Source organism: Methylomonas sp. BW4-1 (assembly GCF_052474385.1).
The window spans coordinates 1171768-1189557 of sequence record NZ_CP184125.1; the positions used below are offsets into that span (position 1 = coordinate 1171768).

Genomic DNA, 17790 nt, shown 5'->3' on the forward strand with positions numbered 1-17790 from the left:
ATCACCTTATCCTAGGCTTTGTTAGCTTTATGTTTGGCGCCTTTCTTAGCCTTGCCGCCAGTCTTTTCTTCGCCGATAAACGCCTCGCGCTTCATCACGGTCAAGCGCGTCATGCTGCCGCGCTGGTCGTCCAAGGTAAACGCCCGCTCACCGATCAAATAGACGCCGTCGATCTCTTCATCCGGAATAATTACCCGCACCTGGGTGTTGATGTCCCACACGCCACCGGCATGGGTCCAACCGTATACGTCCAGATCGATGCGATGCGCGCGGGCTAGCCGGCGATTACGTTCCAACGTCGCCCGGCGGTCGCAGCCGCCGAGGCCTTGGCCGGTTTTGTCTGCCAGAATATGCAAGGGCCGGAAATAGCCGATACCGCCATCTTTTACCGCGCCTTTCAGCGCCTGGTCGCTCGCGTAGTCGTAACCTTTCACCAAGTAATCGCTAAAGCGCAGCTTATATTCGTCCACCACGGTAAAGCTCTCAACCTGCTCGCCGTACACGAGTGTGGCCACCGGCGCCGTCTCGGTCGGTTTGGTCAGCAATAAGCCGCCGTCCGGCGTCGGATACAACAACAGATTGGCGGCGCGGGCGGCATTGATCAGCGCGTTGCTCGGCGACTCGCATTGCATGGCAAAATCGGGCACTACGGCGGTGTCGGCGTCGATCTTTACAGGCACGTTAAACGTGCTGCAAAGCTGCTTCACAATATCGCCCAGCTTCAGGCCAGACAACGTTTTGGAATACTGGCAATCGATCAGCTCACGCCCCAATGAGCGGGCGTCAATCGCTATGCCGTGGCTGTTGGCATCCACATGCCGGTTAATCACATCCGGGCGGATCGTGGCGACGACAGTATCGGCAATCAACACCTCGATCACCGTATTGGCATCCACGCCCAAGCGCTCACCCGTGCCGGGACGGGTTACCGCCAGATTAACCGAGGCGGCCAGATCGTCAACCGAGGCGCTGATATGCACATTCTGCCAATAGGCATAGCGCTGGCCGTTGAAGCGGATCTCAACCATACACCCGCCCACGCACAAATAGCGGATGCCGCACACCGTTGCGCGCTAAAAACACATCCTCATCAATCTGTAGCCGATGCGCCAACACGGTAGATGGCAAATACCCGACCAAGTCGCGCACTTGCTGCGGCCGTAAGTCCTGCGCCATCACCGCTTCCACCAGCGCAGTGCGGGCTGTGACAGCCGCTTGAAACACCGCATCCGGCAAGGTGGGTAGCAAGGTATCGTAAGCCGTATCGATCGCCGTCAGCGCTGCCGTGCGGTCCGCTTCGGCCCGATAATCCACCAGCGCCACCCGCATTGCAGCGGCCAAAAACAAACGACTTTGCAAGGCGGCATCGCGGGCCAGATTGCCGCGCACCGCGCTATCGGTCGCAGCCACGCCGCTAACATTGTTGTAAGCCGTATTGGCCGACAGCGAGACTAATCGGGCGACTAATCGGGGTCTGTCGGTATCGGCCAGACCGGCATCGTCGGCGCCCACACCAATGGCATTGGTTAAGCTCCGCAACGCATTGGCATAATTTCCGGGGATAGCAGCCAGCGTACCCAGATCGCCTTTGATGCCGGATACCAAGCCCAGCAGCTGGCTAGACCACGTCAATGGCAAGGTGGCAAAGCTGATCGCTTGCCGCACAAATTCCAGCTTGCCTTGCACTTGCGCCACAAACGCCGATAAGCCGCCGGCACTCATCGCCGACAAATCAAAATCGCCCACCGCCGCATCCGCAAAACCGTCAATGCTGCTGACGGCGATATCGACTTGATCGGGCGTCGCTTCCTGGGGTTGTTCGCCGCCCACTACCCAGCTTATCGACACCGTACAAAAGCCGTTGGCATCATTGCTATCCCGCCGCGACCAACTAACAGGCACCACCCAAATCCGGCCTAACCAGGGATGCAACAACCAATCAGCACCGGGTTGGTTCAACGCCTTTATCAGTTCAACCGCTTCCCGGTCGTAATCGTTGCCGATGAAATAGGCGTTCAGCTGAAAATCGCCAGCCTTGCCGCCCATGTCTTCCACCACCGGCTCTTCCGCGCCGGGAAATTCATGCACGGCTTTTCTGCGGCCGCCCTTGGCTTCATGGCTATCAGTCAAAAACTCAATGTCACGCCAGCGGGCATTGCTCCAGCGGTCGCGGTAGGATTCGGCCATCAGGGCGCTCCATTAAACAGGTTGCCGGTATTGCCCTTAGTGGTGACGCTGACCCGGTCCGACTTGGATTTTTGCTTAACCATAAAGCCGGGCGTGATGGATTCCACGGTTAAATGCACCTCGGATTTTTGACCGGGCTTATTAAAGTAATCAGCCAACGCGGTGCCGAGCGTGGCGTTTTTATCGCCGGTGCCCCATTGGGTTAATTTATCAATGCCGGGCCTCACTAACATATCACCCACCAGATAACCGCCTGCTCCAGCACCGGCCACGGCCAAGCCGGAACCGGCCGCCGCCAAAGCACCACCGCCAAACTTAGTGGCCAACTCGGCAAACCGGCCACCCTTGCCGCCGCCCAAGGTCACCGCCGATACGCCAGCGGCCACACCCAGCGCCACAATGGGCGGCGTGGCACCCACCACAGCCGTGCTTAACGCCGGATACTTTTGCGACAGATCCACAAAGATTTCCGCCGCTTTGCTAATCGTTGGAATCAACTGCTCCATCGCCGCTTTTTGCTTGATGGCCATTTCCTGCTCGGCATTGCGCATAGCGGCAGCGCCGGTGCCGGCCAGGGTTTGGTAGTTGACGTCGTTAGCGCCAAACTCGGTATTATTTTGGTTGATAAATGCGCCGACGCGATTGGTCAGGCCTTTATTACGCATGCCAAACAACGCACCGCGCGCCTGCATGTCTTGGAAGAACTTGCCAATCACGCCGCCTTCCGACAATTGCGAGATAGACTCGATGGCCGCTTGCTGATCGGCTTTATTGCCGGACTTTTCTAACTTGCGCAGCGCCGCTTTCATCTGCGGATCGCGCTCGGCAATCTTGTCGATCAAATTCAGCCAGGCGTCAATCGCATCGACACCCTTGATGCGCTGATCGATCAGGAACTTATTCAAATCGCCGCCGCCCGCCTTTTCAAAATCCTTGGCGGTATCACTCGAATTCAGCTTGGCTAACAAATTAATAACATTGCGACCAGCCTCATCAGTGCTACCCGCAGTCATAACCGCGGCCTGATTCATCGTCAGAATCTTTTGCAAGCCTGGGAGACCGACCAGCCCTGTCTTTTGCGATAGTTGAGCTGGCAAATACTTCGCCAGGTCCTTGATCTCGAACCCACCGGCCTGCCCAGAGGCCGTGACCATATTCAAGGCCCGCTTAAGCTCACCCTCGTTCGATGCGATGCCATTCGCAACTAAAGCGCTCGTCAAATTCGCGATGTCAATCGGTGCCGCGCCTGACCCATAGGCAGTGCGCATAATCGTCGGCAAAAAAGCCATTGCCTTATTTGTACTACCCAGCCCATCTTTACCAATTAACGCATCCAGCGCTTCTGCGGCCTGATCGCGCGTACCACCGCCGCCTTTCTTCAAATCGACTGACTGATTGATGACACCCTCAAGCTGCTTTGCGCCTATCAATCGCCCAGTAACGTCACGCTCTCGAAACGCCGTATTCGCCATGCTGGCCAGCCGCTCATCAAACGACATCGCCTGCATCACCGGCGCTTTTAAGGCATAGCCAGCCGCCGCGACGCCAGCGCCCACAGCAACGCCGGTACGAATCCGCCCCTGTGCCGTTTCAAAGTCCTTCGCGGCTTTGGCAGCGCGTTGTTGCTCCGCTGTCAGCTTGCCCATTTCGTTGGTCAGCTTGGTGATTTTTTGCCGGGTCTTTTCGGCGGCGCGGGTCAGTTCGTCCTGGCTGAGTTTGCCGGAGGCGGCGAGACGCTTGTAAGCGCTTTCGGTGCGGGATATTTCCAGCTGGATTTTCTTTTCGGAACGCATGCCCAGGGTTTCGCGGGCCAGGGATAGGCGCTCGAAGGAGCTGCGTTGCCGGCTATTGGAGCGGTCGACAGCGTTTTCGGTATGTTTGGTAACTCTATCGACGTGGGCGGTGAATTTGTCCAGCCCGGCCGTTGCGCCTTTATCGACGAATCGTAGCCTTAACTCAGCTTCAGCAGCGGTGGACATAAAAAACTCCGGTCACGGGATGTAACCGAAGTTTAAAGTGGTAAAGCCAAGCGGGTCAGGCTGGAAATGTTTCCAGGGATAACTTAGCAGTTATAGTTAGCTGGGCAGCAGCTGACTTGATGAAGTCTGAACCTCGAAGGCTATTTGACGAACAATTGCACGAACTAAGAGTAGACCTGCTTTTGCACGCTCAACTTCAATAATTCGTTCTGGCGAGATTGGCTCATCAGGATTGGATATAGCGTCGCCAAGAATAAGGCATTGGCGAAAACCATATGAACTTTCCCGTGTCAATCGAAAATATTCTTGATCTAGTGCAGGATCGACATGTGCTCCACCATCCTGATCACATAACCAATCGACTAGGCATTTACGACTAAATGCTACACCATGCGTGTCATGGAAAAGCGTTTTAGTCCACCATGTATCGAATGTTGTATAAAAAGGTGTACCTGATGGCTGATAAGCCGGTTTCCACACTTCATAAAGCTTTAAGCCGTCTTGACTAACCCCGACAGAAGCCATTCCAGAAACGGGCGCAATATGTATATTTGGATTGCCTTGTTTTTTAGTTTCTACAGTGTCAAATAAACTGGGATTCCAATTGTTCAACTGACCTAATAAAGACTTTGAATTCCCTTTTTGCCTAAACAGTTTTCTAAGAACAGTCGCAATATCGGCTGCAAAATGGTCTTTGCCTTGATCGTAAAGAGCAGATAGCTCATCCAATTTGTCGAGTTGAATTTGCAGCTCTTCACGTATCTCTTCAGCAGACCGTTCTATTTTAATTGTTTTGGGTTCCTTATTTGCCATCGTGCTCTTCTCCAGTAGTTTTGATGAATAAGGAATTTTGCTATAAAAAATAAATTCTATATATATTCTTCGAGAATCAGTCTTAAGGCAGGATAAGCAATAATTCTATATGAATTAGAAAATGATCCTTTTGCCCACCACAATTTACTCAAATTTCCGCCCATCCATCACCGCTGCCACCTTGGCCCACATAAACAGCTCGGCCAGCGGCAAGGCTTTGGCGATGGGCAGCGGCTGATTCAACACCTTGGTCACCAGCGCCACGGCTATGACGATGCGTCCGACTTTTTTTCCTGGGCGCTCTCCGCACCGTCAACCGGCTTGGGGAACGCCTCCAGCTCATCAGCCAACATCATGTCGGTCGCAATCTTCTCGGCCCGTAAATAGTCAGGCCCGCGCAGCTGCTCGATTAACACCTCGTCGGTGCCGGTCAAACTAGCAATCAACGCCACCCGCTGCGCCACGCCGCCGCGCTTGTCGTATGACAGATAGTCGGCGGCGGTGGTGTAATCGCGGAATTTCAGTTCGGTGATTTGGGTTTTGCCGATTGTTAAAGGATTTAATAGCTTCATGTTAAATGCCGGCAAGTGTTTTAATAAAATCTGCGGCGAACGGGGCAACCACATCGTTACCCAATTGACTCATATGGCTGTTATCACTGATTGACTTATATTCAGGCAAAAACCGCCATGGCGCAGACGGATCGGCAACAATGGCGCTCGTATCTAACGCGGCAACTCCAATGTTGCGTAGATTCATCACTCTGGTTATAAGCCCTTGCCTATATACATCAGCAGCTACCGAGCCTAGCGTATGGGGAAAACCGGTGGTGATTCCCGGAATAACGCGATTTTCGAAACACCAATCCAAAAACTGTAATGCGTAGAAAAAGTGCTTATCCGCAATATCTTGGGACGCCACCGGCTCGTTAACGCTAGTTACCTGGTATATGGCAATACGAGGCTTGTTTGCATTCATTGCCGCAATTGAACGCGGATAATACATATGCGGCCATGATCCCCCTATCCCCAAGATATTAGGCACGACGGGCAGTTTCGGCGTTGATATTGATTTGCAGGCTAAATAACCCCACGGCGTCATATCATTGGCTGTGTTCGTACCGGAAACCAACGAATCGCCGATAATTGCCACGGGCAAACAATCTTGATCCGTCAACCAACTGATACCACGCAGAACGATATTGCCGCTCTGTGAAGCATTAGTAAATGAGGCAGGGTTTGCAATGCCATCTACGGCCTGCCCAGACGCCAGCCATTTAATATTTCCGGCATCGTTCCATGCCTGGTGCGCCGCGCGAAATGTATAGCTATAGCCGGAACCGGTACCGACCCCAGAGGTCTGCGCGCCGTCCGGAGACTGAAAAACTGTCCTGGCAATAGCCCATTGATGCTCGCCACCGTCAACTCTAGGTTTAGATCCAATCTGTATCCAGTCTGAATCTAATAATCCTGGGTTTTTCGTGCCGACCTGGATCGGGATTTCTCCTTTAGCCGCTCCGCCGAACGTGCCATTGACCAAAGCACCGACAAACCCAGGATGCGCCACGGACCCATCGTTAACACCACAAGCCACTTTTGTGATGATTGTTTTTTCGATCGGTGCTTGCAGTACCGATTCGTAATGCAACTTCAATGCAAAAAACTTCTGGCACGGTAGCTCTATGGAGTCGCTCCAGGTATAACCTCCAGGGGTACCGGCGGCTGTGTTGAGGTCGCCGCCCAGATTGCGATGCAATACAGCCCGACGTCGATACCTATTTAGTACTAATATCCCGTTTTCGATGTAATGTCGCCTGCCATTTATGATTAATTCGCCGTCACCATATGCGGCCACCCCGCCGTCGGCCTCAAAATCTGCCACGGTGTCATATTCAAACACTGCACGCGCCACTCGCTTACCCATACCGCCCCCTACGCAATCCGCTCGGATGTATTGCTCATGATGGTGATCTTGCTTTCACCGTCACCCCAACTGACCGGATCGCCGGAGCGGAACGCTTGCGACATCATGTACACCTGGCCGCTGGTCAGGCGGATGGTGACGTCCTCGTTTTTGATGGCGTTGATCGCGTCCAGATCTACGCCGGCCTGGATGTTGATGTTCAACTCCAGTACAGCCGGCTTATTGCTGGTCAAAAAGCCGCCGTCTTCGGCCAGGCGGCCGGCTTTGTGTTCGCGCGATTCGCCGGCCGGGGTAAACGTGCCCGCCTGCGCGGCCAGCGGCAGTTTGCCGATGGAGGGCACCGAGACGGTGCGGATGTTATTTAATTCAGCCATGGTTTAAATCTCCCATAAAGTGCGTTTAACCTGTTTGTAAATCCCCCTTGATCCCCCTTTGTTAAAGGGGGCGTAATTCCCCTCTTTGCCAAAGAGGGGGCAGGGGGAGATTTAAACCCGCTTAACAAACTGCGCGCGGCCAGCCAATATTTTGAACGGCGACAACGGTACCGGCGTATCGCGGAAGTTGAAGCGACTGGGGTTGTTAGGGTCTTGCTCGACAAATAAATTAGCTTTGTAGTAAGCGTACTTTTGGCACCAGCCATATTCGCGCACCAACACGTTTTGGTAATGGCTCAACAACAGCGACGTGACCGAGTCTATGGTGGTAATGCGCAGCCCCGGCTTATAGCCCTCGTTGGTTTCCGCCGCCGCCGTGCCGGTAAAGGCTTTTTTAGCCGCCGCGATTTGCGTTTCGCGGATGCGGTCCATCACCTCCGGCGTATTGATGTCCAGATAGGCGTCGTCCGGGCTGCCGTCAGGCTTGTATTGGTGCATCGTGATTAAGCTCTTGATGTAGCAATTACCGTCCGGCGCCACCCTCATCACCGACATGCCTTTAAATAAAAGGCTGTTTGCGGTGGGGAAGTCGTCGAAATACGTCACGCCAATGGCGCCAGGCAGAGGTACATCTTCCAACGATCTGACCGGATTGGTATACAAAAACGGCCCCGCTGCGGCAGCCAAAATTGCCGCCATCTCCCAGGTCGACGTGGGGTTAATCTCCAACGCCAGGTCGGATAAGTGCTCATAGTTTTTGGTTTCGCCAAACGCCATGGCCGCCGCCGCGTCGCCACGATACGTGGTAAACGCGCGAAAGCCTGCTTGCACGGGCGGTTGGTAACGGCGTTGGCTTTCGGTGTGCCAGGCGGCCAGCGTGGCTGCATCGTTGATACCTAAAGCTATGTAGCGATAGCGGCGGTTGCTGCCGAGCAGCGCCGGCAGGTTGCCGGGTGCCGGATCTCCAGAGCCACCGGCCATCGCCGCCAGGGTCAAACCCAGGCCGGTCGGTTTGATTTCGCCGTATAAATTGAGGCGAATATCGATGTTGTTGCCGCAGGTGCCTTTATGGCGAGCGGTTAGCGTGACAACGCTGGCAACCGCCGCCGCCGTCACTGGAATGTCTAAATCGGTAAATGCCGCCGCAATGGCTGTGGCGATTTGCGCAGTGGTCATCGTGCTGGTAATGCCGACGCTGATCAATTTGCCGGCCACATATAATGATAGTGTGCCGTCAACCGTCGCCGCAGCGGTGACAGTAATGGTGCCGGTTGCGGCCACGCCCGCGCCGTTGTCGGCATACGGTAGGACATAAACATCGAAAAACTCGTCGATAGCCCGATAACGGGCGGCCATTTGCGCCAGCATGGAGCCGACGCCAAATTTTTGCTGGGCATCAAATACCGAGGTAATGCGCACCACTTCGCCCGCCGGCGCCGTGCCGGCCGCCAGTTTTTGCCCCACCAGCAGCGCCGCCGGGATATTATCGCCCAGGCTGGCCTGGCTGCCGTCGACCTCGATATAAACGCCGTTATAGCGCAGCGAGGCCGGGATAAAATCAAATGCCATGCTCATAATGCAGGTGCTCCTGTGTAGACCAGCTCGCTGTAGGGGCCGGGGTCGGGTAAATAGTTGGTAATCAGGGCGTCGAACTCGTAGCGGTCGCGCCAGTAAATATCGCCGTCGGTGTATTCCAGCACATGGCCGCCCTTGAATTTAATCGGAGTCACTTCCGGCTCGATCTCCCAGCCTTGCAACAACTTGCGAACGGCATGGCGATAAGTCAGCAGCACGTCATCGGTTTCGCCAGCGCGTTGGGTGCGGATATTTTCGATAGCAATCACCGCGTAGAATGCCAGCTTCATGTCCTCCGCACGGCCTTCGTTGTCGGCGGCGTCGGATTTGTCCGAAACGCGGATCACCCAACAAGCTGGCAGCGGTAACGCCTCCGGACGCACTTGGGCAAACTCGGCTGCGCCGGCCACTTGCCTAAACCAAAGCTCAGTAAAATCGGCGGGCTTGGCTGTCAGGTGCGCAATCAAGGGCGTCAGCGAGATCATTACCAGTCCTCAATCACGGTCGACGATGACCCATAACGCCGCGCAGAGCTTTCAAACTGCACCAAGTCTTCCGAGACAACCGGATCACCGGGCAGCGGCGGCTCGGGCGGGATTAAATTCAACCTGCCATCGGCGTGAGCCTTTAGCGTATCGACCACGCCTTGGTAGGCTTTCGCCACGTCGTCCGTCATCCGCTCCGCGCCCTGCAGGTAATACAGCGCCACGGTCGAAGACAACCGCGCGACCAAGGTGGTTTGCAGCGTGTCCGGCAGGCCGTAACTCAGCAACAAGGCATCGGCATCGGTCAAGGCTGTATCAATCGCATCCAGCGCCAAGGCCAGCGCAACTTGTTCATCAGCGGTGTAGCCGGTCAAGTCGCCACCGCCGATGGCAACCCGCAGCGCTGCTTCCGGCGGCATGGCTTTATCGGCCGGCACCGCCAGTTGCGCTAGCCGGCGCGCATTGCTGCGGGCCAACAGATCGGCGCGGGTGGCGAAGGGCATTAGCCGGCGCTCCGGGCGGCTTGGATTTGCGCCCAAGCTTCATCGCGGTCTTCGGCGGATACCGGATAACCTAACAGGACGGTTAGCATGGCGGCTTTAGGTTTGCCGTCGGCTACCCAGTTATCGGGGTTAGCAACATCAAGAGTGTTGATAGATGCTTTGATAACGTCGATCTTTAACTGATGTTCGGTTTTTTCGCCGCCAACCACTTCAGCTACCGAGGCTTGCGTCGTTTCGGCAGCGGATAACTCGGTTTTGGTTTCATCCTGGCCGACCTGGGTTTCCTGCTGGCTGGTCTGGATTTCTTCTGAATCACCACCACTTGCGGTGATCTGCGACTCAGAGACGAAAGCGGTGTGGCCATTAATAGCGCCGTCAAGGCCAGCATCTTTAACATCATTGCTCTCCGTCGATTGCTCATCAGCAGCGGACGCCGTGCCTGCTTGCTCACTCTCTCCCTGTGCGGCGTCCGCCGAGTCCTGCTGCGCTGTGCTCTCGGTGGGTTGTATGGGGTTGCCGCTGGCTTCCGGCGCAGCGGATTGGACGGCGGCGGCCACCTCAACCAACACGGTCGGGGTTTCGCTCACTTCCAGATAGGGGTCTTCTTCCAGCGCGGCGCGGGTGGCGGCGTCGATGTCTTCCAGTTCTTTCCAGACATCGGTAAAGCCCATGCCGCAACGGTGGCGGGTTTTCAGGCCGGTTTTGGGTTGGGTACGTACGTAAATTTTTGGCATTGCTTGCTCCTAGTCGGTTACAGGGCCAATTACAGGGCCAGCCAAGGCGTGGCGATCACTTCCACCTTGCCGTAGTTGGTGTTGCTGGCACCGTTGGCGTTGGTTAGCGCCTTGATCAATGCCTCAGCCGCCGAGAGATTGTCCGGGCCGACCAGCAGCGTATCCGGCACGATGCCCAACTTGCGGTTGCCATCGCCCTTGAACTTCATCATGGCTTTGTAGTTGGCGTTAAAGTTGGTCGCGTCCAGCGTGGCTTTGGAGCCAAACGCCAATTGCCAGAAACCGTAGACAGCATCACCGCGCCATCTGCCGCCGTAGGTAAACACGTCGTTTTCAAACACGCCGTCAGAGTTCACCGCGTTGGTTTTCGACACAAACTCCGGTGCGATGCGTTCTTGCAGGTAAAACGGTTTAGGGGCTTTTTTAGTGCATAACAACACCCAAGGTTCGCCAGCGCCGGCCTGCACATTGCTGACTGTCGTCGCCACGCCGCTGCCGTCCTCATTGGGATAGACCGGGTGATCGGTGTCGAAAAAGAACTGGCCGTCGTAACAGATCGAGCTAAACCCAGCCACAACTGCGCCGAAAATCAAATCGTTCATCAAATCATCGACAGAGATGCCGTAGCTCAGCGCCAAGCCGGCATACATGCCGTAGTTGTCGTCCTCGATGTCTTCGCGGGGGATATCCAGGGTATTCTCAAACTTGCGATTGATGACCTGGTAAGCCTGCTCTTTCACGGCTTTATGTAGACGAGAGCCCACCCACTCCCTGAACGCCGGAAATTGACTAATCCAGGCGTAGGTATTGGATGCGGAATTACTCATCACCTTGCTGGCGATCTTCATCCAGCTATTATCGCCTTCCTTCAGCCCTTTATTAAATTGGGCTTGCAGAGCGGTCTTTAGCGCATCAATTGCCGCTTGATTTAAAACATTAGTAGTCATGTAGTTCTCCTATGACGTTAGGCGGTAGCGCCGGCTTTCGCGGCTTTTTGTTGCAGAAACTCTTCCTGACTAACGCCGGTGCGCGCGCAAACAGCCAACTCTTCCTTGGTCAATGCAGCAGTGTTGGTGGTATGGCCGTCGCCGGCTTGGCGCTGGGTGATGGGCAGCGGTCCGGTGGTTTCGAAATACTCGGTCAGCGCGGCGATGGTTTGTTTTTCAGCCCAGGGCTTTAAGGCCGGCGCCAAACGACCATCGGTCAAAGCAGCGGTGATCAGGTCGGTTTTTTTCTGCTCTTCGGCAGCGGCCTTGTCATCGTTGATTTGCTTGGTCAACGCAGCCAGTTCGCCGACCACCGCGTCGTGCTCGGCGGTCAATGCGGCCAGCTGGGTTTTCAGCGTGTTGCGTTCGGCGGTTAATGACGCCAGGGCGGTTTCGGTGTTGGCGTGCGTCACGCGCAGCGCCGCTAACTCTTCTTGCGGGGTAGGCATATCGGTAGTCTCCAGGTCGGGGTCGGGTAGGGAAAAACGTTTGGTCAAAGCCGCCATGCCGTCTTCGCCTAGATCGTCCAGGCCATCGACAGCAGGGGTGTTGGTCAGGGCCACGGAAATCACGTCCAGCACTTCGCCGGTAGTGGCCAAATACAAAAATACGGTGCTGATGTAGCGATACTCTTTGTCGGCAATGCGTTGCCTGGCAGTGCCGGTCCAGTCCACGCCAACGGCGTACAATCCCTTGGTTTCGCGCCACTCCATGTCATGGAACCAGCCGGCGGCGATAACCGGTTGGCCGTTATGTTCAGTGCGCAGGGATTGATGCTCGTAGTCGATCAGCGTGTCGTTTGCACGGTCGCGCAAACGCAAGATGACATTGGCGGCAATGGAGGCATCCAATTGCCAGGCTTCGCAGTCGTAGGGACGGCCATCGGTGGCGCGAAATGGACCGACCGGTAGCAGATGCGCTGTAGTAGGCGCAGCAGCATCGGCAGCAATCTCAAAAGCCAGAGCGACAACTTTGACGGCAGGTTTGGACATGACGACCTCAACAATTCAGTTGCGGTCAGTATCCGGATTTGGGCGAGTGGAAACGAGGCTGGAAATGTTTCCAGGGGGACGGTGTTAGTATTCGATGAGATACCGTCTGATAACGCAAACGGAACCGCGTTCAAAACACGTTTAAAAACCCGTAGAAACGTTCAAAGACTTTTGGGATAGATAACGATGGCGGGATTGGTTGTATTGTGGCTTAGAGGGGCTGTATTTCAATTAGGCAGGTTGTCGATTATCGAAATCCCAAACACTACCCAATCCGGCTTCTGCGCAAAATTCAGTACGTAGGTGATTTTGGCCATGATTTCCCGGCCTGTCACTCTATCGTTGATTTGATCATATTCGTAAAGTATCACGGTGTCGCCTTTCTGAAAGCCTCTGTCGCGATTATTGCGTATTTCAAAAAGCTTTTCATGGCGCGCGGTTGCTTCAAAAAATGCGGGAAAGGTTTTTAGGTGATGAATCATCATAGATCTCCGTTAATAAAACAAAGCCCCGTAACATGGGGCCAATCGGCCGATTCGCCAGACGGAGGTAAGGAAATCCGGGTCGACTGCGGGTGTTTTTTGAGGTAGCTCACCGCCCGCTGGAGCCGTTGCCGCCGAGCGGCTTGTTCATAAGTCAAATATGCTCATATTCCAGTCGTCGGCGTCGCGGCGGATGTTTTGGATTTGCTTTGAGCACAGGTTGTACATTCGCGCCTGCTGGGCAATGCTTTCTTTGTGCATATTGGCGGTGATGGCATGGTTGCGGTGCACTCTCAATAGCTTATCGGCCTTCGGACAGGTAACACGTCCGTTTTCGTCCATGTGCGCTTTCAACTTATGACGCAGACGCATAAACTCATCTTCTGACAGTCCTAGTGCTGACGATTTGTGCCTGGGCAAATGGATATTGACGCCGCCATAGTCGCGCAGCCACTCCTGGGCGCGAATAAATCCGAGTGCCAGCACCACCGCTCGCAACACGGGCGGCAGCGTGGATAACAGTTCGGGGGCGACGTCCGGGAAGTCCGCATTTACAGTGTCATCATTGCTTATGGCGCTATTACCAATTAACAAATGATTTAACTTTTTTGCTGACGGCAATTGCACATAACGATTGTCTGAGCATAACGACTCTAACGCGTCGATCAGACGTAATGCATCATCCTCACATAACGAAACCCTAAGACCTGCTTTAGGGTCGTCGCGTTCTGGGATATACACCCAGCTGCCGCCAAATTCGGCCACCCACTGCCGAGCTTTCGATGCCCCAAGCGCCTTCACCACCGCCTGCAAGACGGGCGGCAGTGTGGCTAATAGCGATTGGTCGACGTCCGGAAAGTCCATGGCTTTAACTCAGCGCCCCAGCCAGCCTTTCATGGCTTCGATAATGGCCTGGCATTCCTCGGTGCTCAGGCTGTCCAGGTCCGGCACGTTGTGCGCGGTTTGCCGGGCACAAAAGGCCAGCAGCGCCTGGCGGCTGGCGTTGCTGACTTTGCCAGCCTGGCCCAGCTTGCCCCACAGCTTGACGATGTGGCCGATCTGCGGCGACACGGTTTTGGGCGTGGCGGTTTTGTTGCCGGTCCACTCTTTGCGACGCGGCCACCCACGGGCAACGTAATCGTCCAACGCTTTTGCCAGCTGCGGCACGTTCATGCTCTTGGCAGATATACGGCCCTCGATCATGGTCGCACCGTGGCGCTGCAACAGTGCGCGATGCATGTCGTCATCCCAACCGGGCAGCGTCTTTTCTGCCCAGCTTTTAGCGATGCCGACCTGTTTGAGGAAGTGTTTGACCAAGTCGCTCACGGCTGCGCGTCCTGCAATTGCGCCGCTAACTCGTCCGCTTCGTTGTCGGCTTTGGCAGCGGCGGCCATGTCCTCGTTATACGCAGCGCGGCTGTCGGCACGGTTAGCGGCATTGCGCAACAGCGTGGCGCGCTCCCGCAGCATCTGTATATGGCTTTGCAAGCCAGCCCGTTCTAAGCTCGTCATCACACCACCTCCTGCTCAAACGGCATGACGGCGAAATCTTCCACGCCGGTATTGATGGTGACGCCGGCAATGCCTTGCACGGTTTTCGGATCGGCCAGCATGGCCTCTTTGTTGGGCTCTTCTTTGGTACGGATGAAACGGTCCAGTCCGAGCGCCCGCAAGGTTTCCAACACCTTGTCCACGGCGCGGATGCTGACGCTAGGCGGGCGTTGCCGCCAGCTGACTTCGCCGGTGATCAAGTTGGCGGTTTTGCCGCCGTCTTTGCACAGCTCGGCGCGATGAGCTTCACACCAGGTTTGAATGCCTTTTAACAACGCTTCGGAGCGCATTTTTAGCGCCTCGATCTGTACCTTGCGGCTATCGGTGATGGCGGCGATCTGGTCGTTAATTTCGGTTTCCACGCGGGTTAACTCGCGTTGCACCAGGCCCAGTTCGCAGATGGCGGATTGGGTGTCTTCTTTGGTTTGGCAGGCGTAGGCCAGTGCCGGGGCTTTTTGTCGTTTAGTTGCCATGATGTTTCCTTGTCATTTCGTAGGTTGTCTGGTGGGTTACGCTAGCGCTAACCCACCCTACGAGCTGTCCTGTACTGGAACAGCGCCTTTCCAACCGGCCGGCGGTTTGCTCTTGGTTTTCTTCTGCGCCTGCTCGGCCAACGCCGCCACCGATATCGGCGCGCCGCCGACATTGCTGCGGTTGCGTTGCTGCTCGATCTTCTCTTGCTCCAGCTTGGCCGCTGCGCGCTCACCTCGACCGGCAATCATGCTCAGCAGGTAACCGTTGCTTTTCAGCGGCAGCACTAACGATTCGGGACGGTTGACCACGAGCTTCATCATCTCCGCTTCCCAAACGGGCAGCGGGGCGGCGTACGCAATGCCGTTGCGCTTAACCTGCGCGGCAGTCATCATCGGTACCAACTCTTGAGTCAGAACCAGACGGCGCGACCAGCGCAGTTCTTGCTTGAGCGGTTTAAACAGCTCCAGATAGCGCAGCAAAGCACCGATCACACTGTTAGGGAGGGGTTGTAGGAGCGCGGTCCATTGTTGACCGGCTAGCACTTCCATTCCCTGGATGATGTCGACGTCCTTGGCGCAATACGGGCAAGGGATGACGCAGGCGTTAGACATTACAGGCTCTCCAGGGCCGGAGCCATCAGCCATTGGTACAGGATGACGGCTGTCGTTAGTAGTGATATGACGGCGGTGGCGCGGGCGGTAAATAATGCCCAGTCCTTTGCCAAAATCTCGGCATGCTGTTGGGTGATGATCCGATTCAGCGCCGTCAACTGCTGCTTGTAATCGGTCGCGCGGCGTTGCATATAAGCTGACTTGATATTGGCTTTTACGTCATCTGAGATGCGGCGTTTAGGGATAAACTCGGTCATGGTCTGCTCCTAATAAATGGCCCAGTCGGATTGCACGCGGACGCGCAGCCGATTGGCGGGTTTGTGGCATTGCCGGGCCACCAGCCTCTTAAACTGACTGGCTTGGCGCTGGGTTTTGCCGGTTAACTCGCCGCGTAGAAAGCGGCTGGCTAAAAAGTTGTTCACGGTGCGCTCCTAATGCTGGGTGTGGCTATGCGGCGCATGCACTTGCACGCCGGGGACGCCATGCGCGGCCAGGTATTGGTTCAAGGTATCGATCAGAAAGCTACCCATGCCGTAAGCCACGGTTTGCCCATCGTCTGGATGGCGCATATCGTGGGCCTTAATGCAGACGCCTTTGGCGTTGTCTTCGATAGTGATAATGAATGTGCTCATAGATCCCCCTCCGGGCCGGCTGGCATTTCTGCCCAATGGGTGACAGCGCCGTTCGGATGCTGATCGCCCATGACGTCGTAGAAAAAGTGTTGATTGAAATAACCCAGCCAAACCGGTTCGTTCAGCGTGGGGTGGTAGAGCAGCACGGTCATTTCGTCGTCGGGTAACGACTCGTTCACGTCCAGCCATTCGATGCCTTCCATCACGATCATGGCTAGGCCACCGATTGCAGGCACAACGCCTGTTTAGCCACCGCATCCACCAGGGCCACGTTCAACTCGCGGCCGTTGCGGAATTGAGTGATGGCGGCCACCAAGCCCTCGATCAGCATCCGCGCCGAGCCTTTGCAGTAAGCAAACAAGCGGGCAATTACCTCGTCGCTGATGTCTTCATCGCCAAACGCGGCCTGTACCAGGGCGGCGGCATCGTCGGCGGTGATGCCGCGTATCGTTTCCGGCCAAAAGCCGGCGCGGCTGCGGATTTGGTCAAACTGGCCGTGGGCTGGGCGAATCAGGCCGGTCAGGTGCTCGGTGCCGCAGAGCACGATGCCGACATTAGCCAGGTCGCGCAGCCGGCGCAGGGTATGCAGCACATGCGGGGTCAGCGTGTCGGCCTCATCCACAATCAACAGACTGTCGGTGTTGACCAGGCTATCGACGATGGCGCGAAACTTGTCGTCTATGCTGCCTTTGCCATCAAAGCCGGCCACAGTGCGGGCCAGCAGCTTGATCAGGCTTTGCACGGTCATAGTGGGCGTGGCCTCAATCAAGTACGTGTTGGGCGTGGTCCGTTGGTAATGCTTGGCGGCAAAGGTTTTGCCGGTGCCAACAAAGGCCGACACCACCGCAAAGTTGCGGTAGCGGCGGGCCATTTGAAATGCGGTATTAGCCACGCGAAACACGCTGGTTTCCACGGCAGCAACGGTATCGCTGGCGGTGTCGTCGGCATGCTTCATGGCGTTGGCGACGTTGACCAACAGCTTGCCGGGCGCGGTGGCGTAGGTGCCGCCCAGGATTTGGCTTAACGAGCTGGACGACACGCGGGCCAGGCGGGCCAATGCGGCTTGCTTGTAATTGCGCTCGGCCATCCAAGTTTTGATCTGCTCGACCTGCCGGATGTCGTCCGGGGTGTAGTGTTCGGGGTAGTTGCTCATAGGAATACCCGACCTTCCTCGTCGCGGATGGTAGCGATGTAGCTATACGCGTCATGGTAAAAATCGGTGAGGTTAGTCACATTGGTTTTCGTCAGAAATTCGCGGTCAAGTTTGCTTACGAAACGCTCGATCCGGCCTTTATGTAACGGCTTGGATGGCTCGGCACGTAAACATGCAGTCCTTGAACATTCGTCAAAAGCGTTTTGGTAATCCAGCGATACTAGCTCGCCGTTATCGACATTCATCGTGACGACAATCCAAAGGCAATCGGTTGCCAGTTGGTGCTCCAGCTCAGGCTTGACGCGGAAGGCGTCGGTTATGGTGTTTGTGCTCATGG

At 55.7% G+C, this 17790-nt stretch carries 25 protein-coding genes; all 25 read right to left on the reverse strand.

Going from position 1 to position 17790, the window contains the following annotated elements:
• Nucleotides 1–11 precede the first annotated feature (11 nt).
• A complete protein-coding gene (locus ACH5Y9_RS05325; protein WP_445368808.1) occupies nucleotides 12–1028 on the reverse strand; it encodes a phage baseplate assembly protein in 1017 nt (338 codons plus the stop codon).
• Nucleotides 1021–2187 carry a DNA circularization N-terminal domain-containing protein gene (locus tag ACH5Y9_RS05330; RefSeq protein ID WP_205454327.1) on the reverse strand — a complete coding sequence of 389 codons (1167 nt, stop codon included), beginning with the start codon at nucleotides 2185–2187 and terminating at the stop codon, nucleotides 1021–1023. Before ACH5Y9_RS05330 ends, ACH5Y9_RS05325 begins: the two co-directional genes overlap by 8 nt.
• A complete protein-coding gene (locus ACH5Y9_RS05335) occupies nucleotides 2187–4166 on the reverse strand; it encodes a phage tail tape measure protein (protein ID WP_445368809.1) in 1980 nt (659 codons plus the stop codon). The genes ACH5Y9_RS05330 and ACH5Y9_RS05335 overlap by 1 nt, the downstream gene beginning before the upstream one ends.
• Nucleotides 4167–4262: 96 nt before the next feature.
• A complete protein-coding gene (locus ACH5Y9_RS05340; protein WP_445368810.1) occupies nucleotides 4263–4979 on the reverse strand; it encodes a hypothetical protein in 717 nt (238 codons plus the stop codon).
• A 266-nt stretch (nucleotides 4980–5245) separates the two neighbouring features.
• Complete coding sequence (locus ACH5Y9_RS05345) at nucleotides 5246–5551, reverse strand: hypothetical protein (RefSeq protein WP_445368811.1); 306 nt, start codon at nucleotides 5549–5551, stop codon at nucleotides 5246–5248.
• 1 nt (nucleotide 5552) lies between these two features.
• Complete coding sequence (locus tag ACH5Y9_RS05350) at nucleotides 5553–6902, reverse strand: hypothetical protein (protein ID WP_445368812.1); 1350 nt, start codon at nucleotides 6900–6902, stop codon at nucleotides 5553–5555.
• Nucleotides 6903–6910: 8 nt separating this feature from the next.
• On the reverse strand, nucleotides 6911–7276 hold the full coding sequence (locus ACH5Y9_RS05355) for a phage tail tube protein (RefSeq protein WP_445368813.1): 366 nt from the start codon (nucleotides 7274–7276) through the stop codon (nucleotides 6911–6913).
• A gap of 111 nt (nucleotides 7277–7387) precedes the next feature.
• Nucleotides 7388–8851 carry a hypothetical protein gene (locus tag ACH5Y9_RS05360; protein WP_445368814.1) on the reverse strand — a complete coding sequence of 488 codons (1464 nt, stop codon included), beginning with the start codon at nucleotides 8849–8851 and terminating at the stop codon, nucleotides 7388–7390.
• Nucleotides 8848–9336 carry a phage tail terminator protein gene (locus tag ACH5Y9_RS05365; protein ID WP_445368815.1) on the reverse strand — a complete coding sequence of 163 codons (489 nt, stop codon included), beginning with the start codon at nucleotides 9334–9336 and terminating at the stop codon, nucleotides 8848–8850. Before ACH5Y9_RS05365 ends, ACH5Y9_RS05360 begins: the two co-directional genes overlap by 4 nt.
• Complete coding sequence (locus ACH5Y9_RS05370) at nucleotides 9336–9839, reverse strand: phage protein Gp36 family protein (RefSeq protein ID WP_445368816.1); 504 nt, start codon at nucleotides 9837–9839, stop codon at nucleotides 9336–9338. Before ACH5Y9_RS05370 ends, ACH5Y9_RS05365 begins: the two co-directional genes overlap by 1 nt.
• Nucleotides 9839–10573, reverse strand: coding sequence for a hypothetical protein (locus tag ACH5Y9_RS05375; RefSeq protein WP_445368817.1), 735 nt, complete (start codon nucleotides 10571–10573; stop codon nucleotides 9839–9841). The genes ACH5Y9_RS05370 and ACH5Y9_RS05375 overlap by 1 nt, the downstream gene beginning before the upstream one ends.
• A 29-nt stretch (nucleotides 10574–10602) precedes the next feature.
• The gene (locus ACH5Y9_RS05380) at nucleotides 10603–11520 is read right to left on the reverse strand and encodes a Mu-like prophage major head subunit gpT family protein (RefSeq protein WP_445368818.1); all 918 of its coding nucleotides are present in this window, start codon (nucleotides 11518–11520) and stop codon (nucleotides 10603–10605) included.
• Nucleotides 11521–11537: 17 nt separating this feature from the next.
• Complete coding sequence (locus ACH5Y9_RS05385) at nucleotides 11538–12551, reverse strand: phage protease (RefSeq protein WP_445368819.1); 1014 nt, start codon at nucleotides 12549–12551, stop codon at nucleotides 11538–11540.
• 227 nt (nucleotides 12552–12778) lie between these two features.
• A complete protein-coding gene (locus ACH5Y9_RS05390; protein WP_445368820.1) occupies nucleotides 12779–13036 on the reverse strand; it encodes a DUF3850 domain-containing protein in 258 nt (85 codons plus the stop codon).
• 144 nt (nucleotides 13037–13180) lie between these two features.
• On the reverse strand, nucleotides 13181–13897 hold the full coding sequence (locus ACH5Y9_RS05395; RefSeq protein WP_445368821.1) for a hypothetical protein: 717 nt from the start codon (nucleotides 13895–13897) through the stop codon (nucleotides 13181–13183).
• 9 nt (nucleotides 13898–13906) lie between these two features.
• On the reverse strand, nucleotides 13907–14359 hold the full coding sequence (locus ACH5Y9_RS05400; RefSeq protein ID WP_445368822.1) for a regulatory protein GemA: 453 nt from the start codon (nucleotides 14357–14359) through the stop codon (nucleotides 13907–13909).
• Complete coding sequence (locus tag ACH5Y9_RS05405; RefSeq protein ID WP_445368823.1) at nucleotides 14356–14544, reverse strand: hypothetical protein; 189 nt, start codon at nucleotides 14542–14544, stop codon at nucleotides 14356–14358. The genes ACH5Y9_RS05400 and ACH5Y9_RS05405 overlap by 4 nt, the downstream gene beginning before the upstream one ends.
• On the reverse strand, nucleotides 14544–15056 hold the full coding sequence (locus ACH5Y9_RS05410; protein WP_445368824.1) for a host-nuclease inhibitor Gam family protein: 513 nt from the start codon (nucleotides 15054–15056) through the stop codon (nucleotides 14544–14546). Before ACH5Y9_RS05410 ends, ACH5Y9_RS05405 begins: the two co-directional genes overlap by 1 nt.
• A 57-nt stretch (nucleotides 15057–15113) precedes the next feature.
• Nucleotides 15114–15668 (reverse strand): hypothetical protein, encoded by a 555-nt coding sequence (locus ACH5Y9_RS05415; protein WP_445368825.1) that lies wholly within the window; start codon nucleotides 15666–15668, stop codon nucleotides 15114–15116.
• Nucleotides 15668–15925 (reverse strand): hypothetical protein, encoded by a 258-nt coding sequence (locus ACH5Y9_RS05420; RefSeq protein ID WP_445368826.1) that lies wholly within the window; start codon nucleotides 15923–15925, stop codon nucleotides 15668–15670. Before ACH5Y9_RS05420 ends, ACH5Y9_RS05415 begins: the two co-directional genes overlap by 1 nt.
• 9 nt (nucleotides 15926–15934) lie before the next feature.
• Nucleotides 15935–16090 carry a hypothetical protein gene (locus ACH5Y9_RS05425; RefSeq protein ID WP_445368827.1) on the reverse strand — a complete coding sequence of 52 codons (156 nt, stop codon included), beginning with the start codon at nucleotides 16088–16090 and terminating at the stop codon, nucleotides 15935–15937.
• Nucleotides 16091–16099: 9 nt separating this feature from the next.
• On the reverse strand, nucleotides 16100–16300 hold the full coding sequence (locus ACH5Y9_RS05430; protein WP_445368828.1) for a hypothetical protein: 201 nt from the start codon (nucleotides 16298–16300) through the stop codon (nucleotides 16100–16102).
• The gene (locus ACH5Y9_RS05435; protein WP_445368829.1) at nucleotides 16297–16512 is read right to left on the reverse strand and encodes a DUF551 domain-containing protein; all 216 of its coding nucleotides are present in this window, start codon (nucleotides 16510–16512) and stop codon (nucleotides 16297–16299) included. The genes ACH5Y9_RS05430 and ACH5Y9_RS05435 overlap by 4 nt, the downstream gene beginning before the upstream one ends.
• Before the next feature lie 2 nt (nucleotides 16513–16514).
• Nucleotides 16515–17453 carry an AAA family ATPase gene (locus tag ACH5Y9_RS05440; protein ID WP_445368830.1) on the reverse strand — a complete coding sequence of 313 codons (939 nt, stop codon included), beginning with the start codon at nucleotides 17451–17453 and terminating at the stop codon, nucleotides 16515–16517.
• A complete protein-coding gene (locus ACH5Y9_RS05445) occupies nucleotides 17450–17788 on the reverse strand; it encodes a hypothetical protein (protein ID WP_445368831.1) in 339 nt (112 codons plus the stop codon). Before ACH5Y9_RS05445 ends, ACH5Y9_RS05440 begins: the two co-directional genes overlap by 4 nt.
• Nucleotides 17789–17790: the final 2 nt, after the last annotated feature.